The following is a 12,950-nucleotide window of genomic DNA, read 5'->3' as shown; positions in this document are numbered from 1 at the left end:
CCCATCCCCTTCCAGGAGGAAACACCATGAGCTCCGTTCACGACGCCGTCGTCGAGGTCTTCGTCTCCCGCTTCGACCTCGACCGCGAGAAGGTCGTCCCCGACGCGACCTTCGACGACCTCGACCTCGACTCGCTCTCCCAGATCGAGCTGGCCACCGCCCTGAAGAAGCGCCTCGGCGTCGCCATCACCGACGAGGAGCTGTCCGAGGTGTCCGTCGTCGCCGACATCGTCGCCCTCGTCGAGCAGAAGGGCGCCGCGGTCTGATGACCGGTTTCGCCGCCGCCATCACCGGCATCGGGCTCGTCACGCCCGCCGGCGTCGGCGTCAAGGAGAGCTGGGACCGCGTCGTCGACGGCCGGCCGACGGCCGCGCACCACGCCGACCTGGCCGGCCTGCCGGTGACGATGGCGTGCCGGGTGCCCGACTTCGACCCGGCCGCGCAGGGCCTGCGCGGTGCCTGGCAGTGGGACCGCTACTCGCAGTTCGCCGTGGTCGCCGTTCGCGAGGCCCTGGCACAGGCCGGGCTCACGCCCGGCGAGTGGGCGGACAGCTCCCGCGTGGCCGTCATCATCGGTTCCGGGGCCGGCGGCACCGCGACGCTGGAGGAACAGCACCGGGTGCTGATCGAGGAGGGCCCCTGCGAGGTCTCCCCCCTGACCCTGCCCATGGGCCTGCTGAACATGGCCGCAGGGCAGGTCGCCATCGACATCGGCGCCAACGGCCCCTGCATGGCCCCGTGCACGGCCTGCGCCGCGGGCGCCAGCGCGATCGGCCTCGGCCGCGAGCTGATCCGCTCCGGACTCGCCGACATCGTGGTGGCGGGCGGCGCCGAAGCCCCCATCACCCCGCTGTACGTCTCCTCCTTCGCCCGGATGCGGGCCCTGTCCAGGCGCCTGGACGACCCCCGGACCGCGTCGCGCCCCTTCGACGCGGGCCGCGACGGCTTCGTCCTCGGCGAGGGCGCCGGCGTGGTCGTACTGGAGTCCGAGGAACACGCGCGGGCGCGCGGCGTGCAGCCCGTGGCCCGGGTGATCGGGTACGGGGCTTCCGCGGACGCGCATCACGTCACGTCCCCGCACCCCGAGGGCAAGGGGGCCGAACTGGCGGTCCGGGCGGCCCTCGCCGACGCCGGGCTGAGCGGGAGCGACATCGGCTACGTCAACGCCCACGGCACCTCCACCCCCGTGGGCGACGTGATCGAGGCGGGCGTCATCCGCCGGATGGCCGGGGCGGACGTCCAGGTCAGCTCCACCAAGGGGGTCACCGGGCACCCGCTGGGCGCCGCAGGCTCCATCGAGGCCGCGTTCGCGGCGCTCACGGTGCACCACGGCGTCATCCCGCCGTCGGCGGGAACCACCGAGATCGACCCGAGGGTGGAGGTGGACGTCGTCCACGGCGCCGCCCGCCACCGCCGGGTGGACGTGGCCCTCAGCAACTCCTTCGGCTTCGGCGGCCAGAACGCCGCCCTGCTGATCGCGTCCGCCTGACGGCCCCGCCCACGCCGACGGCCCCGCCCACGCCGACGGCACCGCCCGACCGGCAGGCGGCGCGGGGGCGGTGGGCCGGCGCACCCCCCCGCCCCGGCCCCCCGCCCGCCCCCGCCCCGCCCCGACCTCGCCGACGGCCGGCCGGCCGCACGATCCGAACCGCTGGAAAGGACCTCCCATGACCTCGTCGGCCTCCGCCGACCTCACCCGGCTGCTCTTCGACGGCAGGTACGAGCAGACCCACAAGGACCTCCACGACCTCCTGCTCGACCCCGTGTTCGACCCGCGCGAAGGTCTGGACATGACCGGGGCCGGCAAGCTGGCCTACGAGCGCTCGCGCGCCGTGCACGCCGCCCTGGAGAGCCCCCGGGAGATCCTGGCGGACCCGTGGCGGCTCTTCGCCCTGGCCGAGTGGCCCTCCCTGGTGGACGTCTCCACGTTCTCCCTGCTGATGGTCCACTACAACCTGGCCTTCGGCACCGCCCTGGAGCACGGCGATCGCGAGGACCTGAAGGACCTGCTCGACGAGCTGGACCGGCTGGACTCCTTCAGCCCGTACATGGCCACCGAGCTCGGCTACGGCAACAACGTGGCCGCGCTGCGCACCGAGGCCGTCTACGACCCCGCCACCGAGACGTTCGTCCTGAACACCCCGGACGCGCTCGCGCAGAAGTACATGTCCTACAGCGGGTTCCGGGACGTCCCCAAGCTGGCCGTGGTGATGGCGCGCCTGAAGGCGGACGGCAAGGACCACGGCGTGTTCCCGTTCCTGGTGCGCATCAGCGACGGGACGAAGCTGTGCGAGGGCGTGCACGCGGCCCCCTGCCCGGAGAAGCCGGTCCAGGGCCTGGACAACGGCCTCACCTGGTTCGACCACGTACGCGTCCCCCGCCGCAACCTGCTCCACGGCGACATGGGCGCCTTCGGCGAGGACGGCGTCTTCCGCCCCGCCTCCGGCAACCAGCGCAAGCGCTTCCTGCGGGCCATGAGCCGCATCCTGCCCGGACGGCTGTGCGTCTCCAGCGCGGCGACCGGCGCCGGCCGCGCGAGCGTCTACATCGCCCTGCGCTACGCGGTGCAGCGGCTCACCAACGCCCCCGGCCGCAACGACCTGCCCGTCATCGAGTACCGCAGCCACCAGCTGGCGCTGTTCACCGCGCTGGCCCGGACGTACGCGATGACGCTGCTGCTCAACCACGCCAAGCGGGAGTTCACCGCGGCCCCCCAGAGCGCCGTGCCGGCCGAGCTCAACCACCTGGTGTCGATCACCAAGGCCCTGTCCACCTGGGAGATGACCGACGTCATCGCCGTCTGCCGGGAACGCTGCGGCGCCCAGGGCATCTTCAGCGTCAACCGGATCGCGGACTACGGCTCCCTGCTCCAGGGCCTGGTCACCGCCGAGGGCGACAACCAGGTGCTGCTGGCCACCACCGCCGGACAGATCATCGCCGCCGGCGACGCGGACGACGTACCGTCCGACGCGCCCGACCCGCAGGGCCGCGACCTGCGCGACCCGGGCTTCCTGGTCGCAGCCGTCCGCCACCGCGAGCAGGAACTCCTGCGCCGCGCCCGCACCGCCATGGCCGACGACTCCGCGGACCGCAGCTACTTCGAGGCGTGGAACGCCACCATCAACACCGCCCTGGAGATGGCCCGGGCGCGCGGCGTGCGCACCGCGCTGGAGTCCATGGCCGAGGCGGCCGCCGCCGCGCAGACCGAGGAGTCCCGGACCGCACTGGGCCTGCTGACCGCGCTGTACGGGCTGACCGAGCTCGGCCGGGACGCGGGCTGGTACCTGGCGCGCGGCGTGCTCACCGCCGCCCAGGCCGAGGAGCTCGCCGAGCAGCAGGACGCGCTGTGCGCGGAGCTCCTGCCGTACGTGCAGGTCCTCACCGACGGGTTCGGCCTGACCCCGCAGCTGCTGCGGGCGCCGATCGCCGCCGACGACTACGTGACGGCCTTCCAGGCCCGCACCGGCGCACACGGCCCGGCCGCCGCCGCCCGCACCGCCGCGGAAGGAGACCGGTCCTGATGGCACGGCACACCTACCCCTGCCCGATCCGCTGGTCGGACATGGACGTCTACGGCATCGTCAACAACGTCTCCTACCTGCGCTACCTGGAGGAGGCCCGGGTCGACTTCGTCTTCCGGATGGCACCGACCGACGGCGACGCCTTCTTCCGGGACGGCTCGGTGGTGGTGGAGCACTCCATCCGCTACCGCAGGCAGCTGGTCCACCGGCACGCCCCGGTGGAGATCGAGATGTGGGTCTCCGACCTCCAGTCGGCGACCGTCGCCATCGACTACGTGGTCCGGGACGGGGACACCGTCTACGCCACCGCCTCGACGGTGATGGCGCCGTTCGACTACCGGGCCGGACGCCCCCGGCGGCTGACCGACGAGGAGACCGCCTTCTTCGAGAAGTACCTCGAGCAGAGCCCGGCGGCCCGCTGACATGCGGCTGCTGCGGATCGGCCCGCCGGGGCAGGAGCGGCCCTGCGCCGTCGGCCCGGGCGGCGCCGTCCGGGACCTGTCCTCGTGGGTGCCGGACTGGACGGGCGCCCACCTGGACCCGGACGTGCTGCGCGACCTGGCGGCCCGGCTGGAGCAGGAGGGCGGGAGGCTGCCGGAGGTCGATCCGGCCGCCGAGCGCATCGGGCCGCCCGTGCGGCCCGGAGGGCACCTGCTGTCGATCGGGCTCAACTACCGGGCGCACGCCGCCGAGGCAGGACTGCCCCTGCCCGACGAGCCGATCGTCGCCAGCAAGGCACCCTCCGCCGTGGTCGGCCCCCACGACGACCTGCTGCTGCCCCCGGGCGGCGAGAAGACCGACTGGGAGGTCGAACTCGCGGTGGTGATCGGGCGGGTCGCCCGCTACCTGCCGGAGCCCGCGGCCGCCGCCGCGCACATCGCGGGATTCGCCACCGCCAACGACCTCTCCGAGCGCAGCTGGCTGCTGGAGCGCGGCGGGCAGTGGGTGAAGGGCAAGTCCTTCGAGACCTTCGGCCCGCTCGGGCCGTACCTGGTGACCCCCGACGAGGCCGGTGACCCCCAGGCGCTGCGGCTGACCTGCAAGGTCAACGGCCGTCTCATGCAGGACGGCTCCACCGAGGACATGGTCTTCGACGTGGCCCACCTCGTCTGGTACCTGAGCCGCTTCATGGTGCTGCACCCCGGCGACGTGATCCTGACCGGCACGCCCGGCGGCGTCGCCCTCGGCCGGCCGGACCGGCCGTACCTGCGGCCCGGGGACCTGGTCGAGGCAGAGGTCGCGGGCCTGGGCGCACACCGCCAGCGCTGCCGCCCCGCCGAGGTGCCGGCCGCGGCGGTCATACCGGCGGGGGCACGATGCTGATCGCAGACCTGCTGCCCCCGCCGGTGGCCGCCTGGGAGTCCTTCCGGGACCACCCGGAGTTCGTGCCCCACCCGGCCGAGGCCCTCTCCCTGCGCAGCTCCGCTCCCGGGCGGCGCCGGCAGTTCGCCAACGGCCGGTACTGCGCGCACCGCGCCCTGCAGCGCCTCGGCACGCCCGCCGCCCCGATACCGGCGGGGGAGCGCGGCGCGCCCGGCTGGCCCCCTTCGGTGGTCGGCAGCATCACGCACTGCCGCGGCTACACCGCCGCCGCGGTGGCCCGGCGCGGCGAGGTCCTCGCGCTCGGCATCGACGCCGAGCCGCACCTGCCGCTGGACGCCGACGTCCTGGAGTTCGTCGCCGGCCCCGAAGAGCGCACGCTCGTCGCGGAGCTGCTCGCCCGTCGGCCCGCAGTGCGCTGGGACCGGCTGCTGTTCAGCGCGAAGGAGAGCGTCTACAAGGCCTGGTTCCCCGCCACCGGGCTCTTCCTGGGCTTCCTCCAGGCCCGTGTCCGCTTCGACCCGTCGGCGGGGACGTTCCGCGCCGACGTGCCCGGCGCCGTACGGGCCGGCGCGCGGCCCCCCGGCGGCACGCCGCTGCCCACCCGGCTCACCGGCCGCTGGCAGGTCTCGGACGGGGTAGTCGTCACCGCCGTCGCCGTGCAGCCCACCGAAGCCGAGACCACCCCCGCCGCCGCACCCGCCGCGCCGGCGTCCCCGGAAGGAGAGCGAGAGTAGATGACCGTCCAGCAGGAAACCCCCGGCCGGACGCCGCAGCCGCGCACCGACACCCGCGCGCGGGTGGCCGAGCTGCACGCCACCCGGGAGGCGGCCCTGCGCGGCCCGAGCGACCGGGCGACCGAAGCCCAGCACGCCAAGGGCAAGCTGACCGCCCGCGAACGCATCGAACTGCTCCTGGACCCCGGATCGTTCCGCGAGGTCGAGCAGCTGCGCCGGCACCGGGCCGTCGGATTCGGCATCGAGGGGCGACGGCCCCACACCGACGGTGTGGTCACCGGCTGGGGCACGGTCGAGGGCCGGACCGTGTTCGTCTACGCCCACGACTTCCGGATCTTCGGCGGCGCCCTCGGCGAGGCGCACGCGGAGAAGATCCACAAGATCATGGACATGGCCATCGCGGCTGGCGCCCCGCTCGTCTCCCTCAACGACGGGGCCGGCGCCCGCATCCAGGAGGGCGTCTCCGCCCTCGCCGGATACGGAGGCATCTTCCGCCGCAACGTACGGGCCTCCGGAGTGATCCCGCAGATCTCCGTGATCCTCGGACCGTGCGCCGGCGGGTCCGCCTACTCTCCCGCCCTGACCGACTTCGTGTTCATGGTGCGCGGCACCTCGCAGATGTTCATCACCGGCCCCGACGTGGTCCGGGCCGTGACCGGCGAGGACGTCACCCAGGAACGGCTCGGCGGCGCCGACGTGCACGCGGAGCAGTCCGGGGTGTGCCACTTCGCCTACGAGGACGAGTGGACCTGCCTCGCCGAGGTGCGCTACCTGCTGTCCCTGCTGCCGTCGAACAACCGGCAGGCCCCGCCCGCCCCCGCCGCCACCGACCCGGACGACCGCTACTGCGACGCCCTGCTCGGCCTGGTGCCGGCCGAAGGCAAGCTCCCGTACGACATGCGCAAGGTCATCGAGGAGATCGTCGACCACGGCGACTTCATGGAGGTCCACGAGCGCTGGGCCCCCAACATCCTGTGCGGGCTGGCCCGGCTCGGCGGCGAAACCGTCGGCATCGTCGCCAACCAGCCGGTGGCACTGGCGGGAGTCCTGGACATCCGCGCCAGCGAGAAGGCCGCCCGCTTCGTGCGGATGTGCGACGCCTTCAACATCCCGCTGCTTTCCCTCGTCGACGTCCCCGGCTTCCTGCCCGGCGTCGACCAGGAGCACGGCGGGGTCATCCGCCACGGCGCGAAGCTGCTGTACGCGTACTGCGAGGCCACCGTCCCGCGCATCTCCCTGGTGCTGCGCAAGGCGTACGGCGGCGCGTACATCGTGATGGACTCCCGTTCCATCGGCGCCGACCTCGCCTACGCCTGGCCGACGAACGAGATCGCGGTGATGGGCGCCGAAGGCGCCGCCAACGTCATCTTCCGCAAGGAGATCGCCGCCGCCGACGACCCGCAGGCGATGCGGGAGCAGATGGTCAAGGACTACCGCACCGAGCTGATGCACCCCTACTACGCGGCCGAGCGCGGCCTCGTCGACGACGTGATCGACCCCGCCGAGACCCGGTCGGTACTGATCAGCGCCTTCCGGATGCTGCGGACCAAGCACGCGGAGCAGCCCGACCGCAAGCACGCCAACACCCCGCTGTGACCCGACACACCCCAACGGCCAACCCTGCGACGCCTCGGAGCGAGCCATGACCATCACCTTCACCACCGAGCCGGCCACCCCGCTGCCCGCGGCCGAACGGGCCGAGCTCCTTCGGGCACCCGCCTTCGGCGAGGTGTTCACCGACCACATGATCAGCATCGACTGGGACGGGGAGCACGGCTGGCACGACGCCCGCCTGCACCCCTACGGCCCGCTCGTGCTCGACCCCTCCGCCCAGGTCTTCCACTACGGCCAGGAGGTCTTCGAGGGCATGAAGGCCTACCGGCGCCCCGACGGCACCGTGGCCACCTTCCGCCCCTACGCCAACGCCGCACGGTTCAACCGCTCCTGCGCACGCATGGCGATGCCCGCCCTCCCGGAAGACACCTTCGTGGAGGCGCTGGAACTGCTGGTGGCCACCGACCGCGACTGGGTCCCCGAACAGCAGGGGCACAGCCTCTACCTGCGCCCCTTCATGATCGCGACGCAGCACACCATCGGCTTCTACGGGCCCTCCGCCGCCTACCGCTTCATGGTGATCGCCTCGCCTGCGGCCTCGTACTTCACGGCCGGAGCCAAGCCGCTGACCGTCTGGCTGTCCCAGGACTACACGCGCGCCGCACCCGGCGGGACCGGCGAGGCCAAGTGCGGCGGCAACTACGCCGGCACGCTCGTCGCCCAGGCCCAGGCCCGCGAACAGGGCTGCGACCAGGTCGTCTGGCTTGACTCGGCGGAGCGCCGCTGGGTGGACGAGATGGGCACCAGCAACCTCTTCTTCGTCTACGGCGAGCGCCTGGTCACCCCCGAGCTGTCGGGAACACTGCTCGCGGGTGTCACACGGGACTCGGTGCTCGCCCTGGCGGCCGAACTCGGCTACGAGGCCGAGGAAGGCCGGATCAGCGTGGAGCAGTGGCGGACCGACGCCGAGTCCGGGGCACTGACCGAGGTGTTCTCCTGCGGAACGTCCTCCATGGTCACCCCCGTCGGCTTCGTACGCAGCACAGACGGCGACTGGACGATCGGCGGCGGAACGCCCGGCCCCGTCACCACCCGCCTGCACACCGAACTGACGGGCATCCAGACCGGCCTGCGCCCGGACCCGTTCGGCTGGGTCCACAAGATCGCATGAGCCGGGGCCGCGCCCGCGGCCCACGAAACGCCACAGCAGCACGCAGCAAAAAGGAAGTGGGAAAGGCATGAGCCGTTCGGTCCTGGTCACCGGCGGGAACAGGGGCATCGGCCTCGCGGTGGCACGCACCTTCGCCGAGGCGGGCGACAGGGTCGCGGTGACCTACCGCACGGGTGAACCGCCCGCGGAGCTGAAGGAACCGGGCTGCCTCGCGGTCAGGTGCGACGTCACGGACGCGGCCGCGGTGGAGCGGGCGTTCGGGGAAGTCGAGGAGGCCCACGGACCGGTGGAGGTCCTGGTAGCGAACGCCGGCATCACACGCGACCAACTGCTGATGCGGATGTCCGAGGAGGACTTCACCGCAGTCCTCGACACCAACCTGACCGGTGTCTTCCGGGTGGTGCGGCAGGCCGCGAGGCAGATGCTGCTCGCCCGCAGGGGCCGGATCGTGCTGGTCTCCTCGGTGGTGGGCCTCCTCGGCGCGGCCGGGCAGGCCAACTACGCGGCGTCCAAGGCCGGCCTGGTCGGCTTCGCCCGGTCCGTGGCGCGCGAGCTCGGCTCGCGAGGCGTCACCTGCAACGTGGTGGCACCGGGCTTCGTCGAGACCGACATGACCCGCGCCCTGACCGAGAAGCAGCGCGCCGCCATGCTGGACCGGGTGCCGCTGGCCCGCGCGGCCCACGCGGACGAGGTGGCCGCGGCCGTCCACTTCCTGGCCTCCGAGGGCGCCGCGTACGTCACCGGAGCCGTCCTGCCGATCGACGGCGGCCTGGGCATGGGCCACTGAACCCCCACCGCTCCACCCACGCCGGGCCGGCCCACCGCGGGTCCGGCCCGGCGTTCACGGGTGCTCGGAGATGAGCACGGCCCGGGTGCCGGGCTCCAGTGCCTGGAAGAGGTGCGGCACGTCGGCCGGGTAGCAGATGTAGTCGCCGGGGTTGAGTTCCACCGGTTCGTCGGCGGTGCCCACCAGGGCCCGCCCGTAGCTGATGATCACGTGCTCCATCACGCCGGGCAGGTGCGCGGCGGAGGACCGCTGGGGCCCGGGCTCGGCCGTGATGCTGTACACGTCGCGCCGGGCACCCGGCGGGCTGGCGGAGAGCAGGGTCGCACCGTAGGCGCTCTGCGCGGAGTGCACCGCCGGCCCCTCGCCCGCCCGGATCAGCTGGACCTGCGGCCGGGGGACGGCGAGCAGCCGGGAGAACGGGATGTCCAGGGCCGTGCACAGGGCCCACAGCGTCTCCAGGCTGGGATTTCCCGCGCCGGATTCCAGCTGCGAGAGCGTGGACTTGGCGAGGCCGGCCCGGCGGGCCACCTCGGTGAGGGAGAGCCCCGCCCGTACGCGCTCCGTCCGCAGGGAGGCGGCGATCACTTCGAGCGGGGGCTTGAGGGCGGGATCGGCATCGGACATGGCGTTCGCTCCAGTGGTCGACTGTTCGCCTTGACGAACAAGGCTGAGATGTTCACTATAAACGCCATGCGTTCGATATGGAGAACATTGGACCGCGGGCCCTTACGCGACATCGCCCTCGTCTGTCTGGCCGTCGGCGTCATCGGCGTCTCGTACGGCGCCGCCTCGGTCACCGCCGGCTTCGCCTGGTGGTTCCCCGTGCTGATGGGCGCGCTCGTCCTCGCCGCCTCGTCGGAGTTCCTGTTCGTCGGGATCATCGCGGCCGGCGGCAGCCCGATCGCCGCCCTGCTGGCCGCCCTCCTGGTCAACGCCCGCCACCTGCCGTTCGGCCTGGCGGTCCCCGACGTGCTCGGCCGCGGCTGGCGCCGCCTGCTCGGCACCCACCTGATGAACGACGAGACGGTCGTCTTCGCCCTCGCCCAGGACGGCCTCCCGCGCAAACGCGCCGCCTACTGGGCCTGCGGCCTCGGCATCCTGGTCTGCTGGCCGATCGGCGCCGCCCTCGGGGCCCTGCTCGGAAGCGTGGTCGAGGACACGGGAGCCCTGGGCCTGGACGCCATGTTCCCCGCGGTGATCGTGGCACTGGTCCTCCCCGCCCTCAAGGAACGCGCCCTGCGCCGAACCGCACTGACGGGCTGCGCCCTGGCCCTGTCGGCAGTCGCCTTCCTCCCCGCAGGCCTCCCCGTCCTGGCCGCCCTCGCCGCCCTGCCGCTGTTCGTCCTCATCTCGAAGCGGCAGGACGCTTCGCCCGCGCCCACCGAACCCGACCCGAACCAGGGCCCGGAGCCATCAGCGTCATCGAAGTCATCGAAGTCATCGAAGGAGGCCGCCCGATGAGCAACTCCGTACCCGTGGCGCCGGCCCTGGCCGCGATGCTCGCCCTCGCGGGCGGCACCTTCCTGCTCCGCCTCTCCGGCCCGGCGCTGCGCGCCAGGGTCACCTTCCCGCAGCGTGCCGAGAAGCTGCTGGAGGTCTCCGCGGTCGTCCTGCTCGCCGCCCTCGCCGCCACGTCGGCACTCACCGAGGGCGCCGACTTCGCCGGCGTGGCCCGACCTGCCGGCGTCCTCGTCGGCGGCGTCCTGGCCTGGCGCAAGGCGCCGTTCCTCCTGGTGGTCCTCGCCGCTGCGGGCACGGCGGCACTCCTACGCCTGGCCGGAGTCCCGTAAACACCCGCCCCCACACCCCTCCCCTCGCACGGACCCGATGCGCCCGCCGACACCCCGGCGGGCGCATCGGCGTACCGCCCCTATTCCTGGTTGATTTCTCAACGAGACAAGAAGAGAGAAATCCGGACCGGTGCAGGGTACATTTCAGCCGGATGGTGTCTCAGATATTGGATCACTCGTTGCCTGCACAGGAATGCGTCAAGTAGCGTGGCATGCGCGGTGACCAGCGAGTAACCACTTTGGCTGCTGCGAGCGCGCCGACCACTTGCGTCCGGGCCACCCATTCCTTCAAGACAGCCGAGGGAGTTTTCATGGGCGAGGGGTATGCACCCTGTACCCTGACGGGCCTTCAGCATGATGGTGCCGTGGCGACACCGCCCCTTCGTGCCTGCGGATACGTCTCTGCGGCTCGCTTATCGCCATTTCTCGACAGAGGCTTGAATTATATCCACTCATGGCTGGAAATTTGGTGGCTAATAGTAGCCTGCCTGATGGCTGATAAAGCCAAAGGGAAGACCGGAGCCCAGGCGTATGAGTTAGCCGCGTCGATCACCGCCGATATCCGGCATCAGCTCGCCGCCATACCCGAAGAAACCCGATTCCCCAGGGCGCCCAGGCGGCGACACCGCACTCACACCGGCCGCCCGCGCACCACCCCCTGCGGTGTACCGCCCCCCGGCATGTTCGGACGACGGGAACGGGCAAACGCCCGCGCCGCCTCCCAGAACCCCCCGCCGCTCGCACGGCGCTGACGGGCCGGTCCCCTCTGCGCGGAACCCGCCGGCATCCCCCTCGAACCGGCGTCCAGCGCTCTGCCCGCCCGCCCGCCTGCCTCCGGCCCGGCCAGCCGCCCCCTGCGCGCCCGCAGTGCATGCCCCATCACGTCCGGGCCCGGATGCCCCAGCCCGTCCCCGGACCGGAACTCCACGCGTCCCGCACGTGCCACCACTTATGCGCCGTGCCCGTCGGCGACACGCCCCCACTCCCTGAATGAGCGTCACACGACCACGCCCAGGCCCCGCACGGCCTGCGGCGACCCGTCGGCACCACCGACGGCCCACCCCCCGGTCCAGAACTCAGGAGTCCGTCAACACCATGAACATCGCACAGACCCGGAGCCCGCACGCCTGGGGCTCCTACCTCGTCACCGACCGGAGCTCCGCACCTCACGACGGTGCCTGGGACGCAGTGCTGGCCCGGGTGCCGCGGCTGTCGGAGCGCGAGCTCGACGTCTTCCGGCTCCTGGCCAAGGGGGCATCGAACCGGACCATAGCGCTCCGCCTGGCCATCACCGAACGCACGGCCAAGGCCCACGTGGCACAGATCCTCGCCAAGCTGGACGTGGAGTCACGCCTCCAGGCCGGCATCGTGGGCTTCGCCTGGGGAACCCTCACCCAAGGAGCCGACGAACCCCCCAAGGCCCTTGCCTCCTACCCCACCCTCCCCCTCCGCTAGCCGGCAGCGGCCCGCCGTACCACCTACACGGGAGGTGCCGAGCAGCAGGGGGAATGTGGGAAGCCGTAAGCAAAAGGACTGACCGACGCCTGACGCGGTGAATCCTGTGAGTCCTTGAGCATGAGCAGGTCAGTGGGACGAGGCGAAGCCCGTTGACTGGTCGAGGTGGAACGGTGAGCCAGGGGTCTCGGGCGTCCACCCGTCGGAGAGAGCGGTGCGGATGCCGTCAGCCACCTGGGCCGGCAGGACCGGGCTGCCGGGTGTTCCCAACCAGTTGCTCGGGTGCGGCTGGTTGGTGGTGACCACCAGCGTGGTGCCGGGTGAATCGGCGTGCTCGACCGCGTAGGCAAGCGGTGACATGACCAGGCCCTGGTCATAGGTCGGTCGGCCGCGCAGTCGCCACCGGTAGGTGGTGCCGTCCACCTTGATGAGCCGCGATCCCTTTTTGACCAGTGCCATATCCACATCCTCTCCCACGTGACGGCAGTGAACAGCGGCCAAGCGGAGCTGTGCCGGGGGGGGGGGGGGGGGGGCCCCCCCCCGGCGCCCCCCGGGGGGGGGGGGGGCGCCCCCCGGAACCACAAACGGCGGCCAAGAGTCCGGCGGTGGAGGGCC

14 protein-coding genes are annotated in these 12,950 nt (G+C 72.4%); 12 read left to right on the top strand and 2 right to left on the bottom strand.

Annotated elements, in window-relative coordinates:
- The first annotated feature begins 26 nt into the window (after window positions 1-26).
- The 9 genes from ABZ924_RS02910 to fabG all read left to right on the top strand — a co-directional run bounded on the left by ABZ924_RS02910 (window position 27) and on the right by fabG (window position 9,090).
- Window positions 27-266, top strand: a complete 240-nt coding sequence (locus ABZ924_RS02910) for a phosphopantetheine-binding protein (protein ID WP_361903079.1) — start codon at window positions 27-29, stop codon at window positions 264-266.
- Entirely contained in the window at window positions 266-1,489 is a 1,224-nt protein-coding gene (locus ABZ924_RS02905; RefSeq protein ID WP_361903076.1) for a beta-ketoacyl-[acyl-carrier-protein] synthase family protein, read from the top strand. The genes ABZ924_RS02910 and ABZ924_RS02905 overlap by 1 nt, the downstream gene beginning before the upstream one ends.
- A 178-nt stretch (window positions 1,490-1,667) precedes the next feature.
- Complete coding sequence (locus tag ABZ924_RS02900) at window positions 1,668-3,521, top strand: acyl-CoA dehydrogenase (protein WP_361903073.1); 1,854 nt, start codon at window positions 1,668-1,670, stop codon at window positions 3,519-3,521.
- Window positions 3,521-3,943 carry a thioesterase family protein gene (locus ABZ924_RS02895; protein ID WP_361903070.1) on the top strand — a complete coding sequence of 141 codons (423 nt, stop codon included), beginning with the start codon at window positions 3,521-3,523 and terminating at the stop codon, window positions 3,941-3,943. Before ABZ924_RS02900 ends, ABZ924_RS02895 begins: the two co-directional genes overlap by 1 nt.
- Window position 3,944: 1 nt before the next feature.
- Entirely contained in the window at window positions 3,945-4,844 is a 900-nt protein-coding gene (locus ABZ924_RS02890) for a fumarylacetoacetate hydrolase family protein (protein WP_361903067.1), read from the top strand.
- On the top strand, window positions 4,838-5,578 hold the full coding sequence (locus ABZ924_RS02885; protein ID WP_361903064.1) for a 4'-phosphopantetheinyl transferase superfamily protein: 741 nt from the start codon (window positions 4,838-4,840) through the stop codon (window positions 5,576-5,578). Before ABZ924_RS02890 ends, ABZ924_RS02885 begins: the two co-directional genes overlap by 7 nt.
- Complete coding sequence (locus ABZ924_RS02880; RefSeq protein WP_361903061.1) at window positions 5,579-7,174, top strand: acyl-CoA carboxylase subunit beta; 1,596 nt, start codon at window positions 5,579-5,581, stop codon at window positions 7,172-7,174. It abuts the gene before it with no gap.
- Window positions 7,175-7,220: 46 nt separating this feature from the next.
- Complete coding sequence (locus ABZ924_RS02875) at window positions 7,221-8,303, top strand: branched-chain amino acid aminotransferase (RefSeq protein ID WP_361903058.1); 1,083 nt, start codon at window positions 7,221-7,223, stop codon at window positions 8,301-8,303.
- Between the two features lie 67 nt (window positions 8,304-8,370).
- Window positions 8,371-9,090, top strand: coding sequence for a 3-oxoacyl-[acyl-carrier-protein] reductase (fabG, locus tag ABZ924_RS02870; RefSeq protein ID WP_361903055.1), 720 nt, complete (start codon window positions 8,371-8,373; stop codon window positions 9,088-9,090).
- 54 nt (window positions 9,091-9,144) lie between these two features.
- On the opposite strand, the gene ABZ924_RS02865 is transcribed toward fabG, so the two are convergent.
- On the bottom strand, window positions 9,145-9,714 hold the full coding sequence (locus tag ABZ924_RS02865; RefSeq protein ID WP_361903052.1) for an XRE family transcriptional regulator: 570 nt from the start codon (window positions 9,712-9,714) through the stop codon (window positions 9,145-9,147).
- A 66-nt stretch (window positions 9,715-9,780) separates the two neighbouring features.
- Between ABZ924_RS02865 and ABZ924_RS02860 the strand changes: the two genes are divergently transcribed.
- The 3 genes from ABZ924_RS02860 to ABZ924_RS02850 all read left to right on the top strand — a co-directional run bounded on the left by ABZ924_RS02860 (window position 9,781) and on the right by ABZ924_RS02850 (window position 12,335).
- Window positions 9,781-10,551: an AzlC family ABC transporter permease gene (locus ABZ924_RS02860; RefSeq protein ID WP_361903049.1), complete on the top strand. Its 771-nt coding sequence runs from the start codon at window positions 9,781-9,783 to the stop codon at window positions 10,549-10,551.
- A complete protein-coding gene (locus ABZ924_RS02855; RefSeq protein WP_361903046.1) occupies window positions 10,548-10,880 on the top strand; it encodes an AzlD domain-containing protein in 333 nt (110 codons plus the stop codon). The genes ABZ924_RS02860 and ABZ924_RS02855 overlap by 4 nt, the downstream gene beginning before the upstream one ends.
- Window positions 10,881-11,975: 1,095 nt before the next feature.
- Window positions 11,976-12,335 (top strand): helix-turn-helix transcriptional regulator, encoded by a 360-nt coding sequence (locus tag ABZ924_RS02850; protein ID WP_361903043.1) that lies wholly within the window; start codon window positions 11,976-11,978, stop codon window positions 12,333-12,335.
- A gap of 129 nt (window positions 12,336-12,464) precedes the next feature.
- On the opposite strand, the gene ABZ924_RS02845 is transcribed toward ABZ924_RS02850, so the two are convergent.
- A complete protein-coding gene (locus ABZ924_RS02845; protein ID WP_361903040.1) occupies window positions 12,465-12,794 on the bottom strand; it encodes a hypothetical protein in 330 nt (109 codons plus the stop codon).
- Window positions 12,795-12,950: the final 156 nt, after the last annotated feature.

The sequence above is a fragment of the Streptomyces sp. NPDC046876 genome (assembly GCF_040645035.1).
GTDB lineage: Bacteria > Actinomycetota > Actinomycetes > Streptomycetales > Streptomycetaceae > Streptomyces.
Note: the sequence above shows the minus strand (reverse complement) of the source record. Positions and strands in the feature narration are given on the sequence as shown.

Coding starts and splice junctions, on each gene's coding strand:
- ABZ924_RS02855 (WP_361903046.1), top strand. CDS start 10,548: ATGAGCAACTCCGTACCCGTGGCGCCGGCCCTGGCCGCGATGCTCGCC.
- ABZ924_RS02895 (WP_361903070.1), top strand. CDS start 3,521: ATGGCACGGCACACCTACCCCTGCCCGATCCGCTGGTCGGACATGGAC.
- ABZ924_RS02860 (WP_361903049.1), top strand. CDS start 9,781: ATGCGTTCGATATGGAGAACATTGGACCGCGGGCCCTTACGCGACATC.
- ABZ924_RS02850 (WP_361903043.1), top strand. CDS start 11,976: ATGAACATCGCACAGACCCGGAGCCCGCACGCCTGGGGCTCCTACCTC.
- ABZ924_RS02865 (WP_361903052.1), bottom strand. CDS start 9,714: ATGTCCGATGCCGATCCCGCCCTCAAGCCCCCGCTCGAAGTGATCGCC.
- ABZ924_RS02890 (WP_361903067.1), top strand. CDS start 3,945: ATGCGGCTGCTGCGGATCGGCCCGCCGGGGCAGGAGCGGCCCTGCGCC.
- fabG (WP_361903055.1), top strand. CDS start 8,371: ATGAGCCGTTCGGTCCTGGTCACCGGCGGGAACAGGGGCATCGGCCTC.
- ABZ924_RS02875 (WP_361903058.1), top strand. CDS start 7,221: ATGACCATCACCTTCACCACCGAGCCGGCCACCCCGCTGCCCGCGGCC.
- ABZ924_RS02910 (WP_361903079.1), top strand. CDS start 27: ATGAGCTCCGTTCACGACGCCGTCGTCGAGGTCTTCGTCTCCCGCTTC.
- ABZ924_RS02900 (WP_361903073.1), top strand. CDS start 1,668: ATGACCTCGTCGGCCTCCGCCGACCTCACCCGGCTGCTCTTCGACGGC.
- ABZ924_RS02885 (WP_361903064.1), top strand. CDS start 4,838: ATGCTGATCGCAGACCTGCTGCCCCCGCCGGTGGCCGCCTGGGAGTCC.
- ABZ924_RS02845 (WP_361903040.1), bottom strand. CDS start 12,794: ATGGCACTGGTCAAAAAGGGATCGCGGCTCATCAAGGTGGACGGCACC.
- ABZ924_RS02905 (WP_361903076.1), top strand. CDS start 266: ATGACCGGTTTCGCCGCCGCCATCACCGGCATCGGGCTCGTCACGCCC.
- ABZ924_RS02880 (WP_361903061.1), top strand. CDS start 5,579: ATGACCGTCCAGCAGGAAACCCCCGGCCGGACGCCGCAGCCGCGCACC.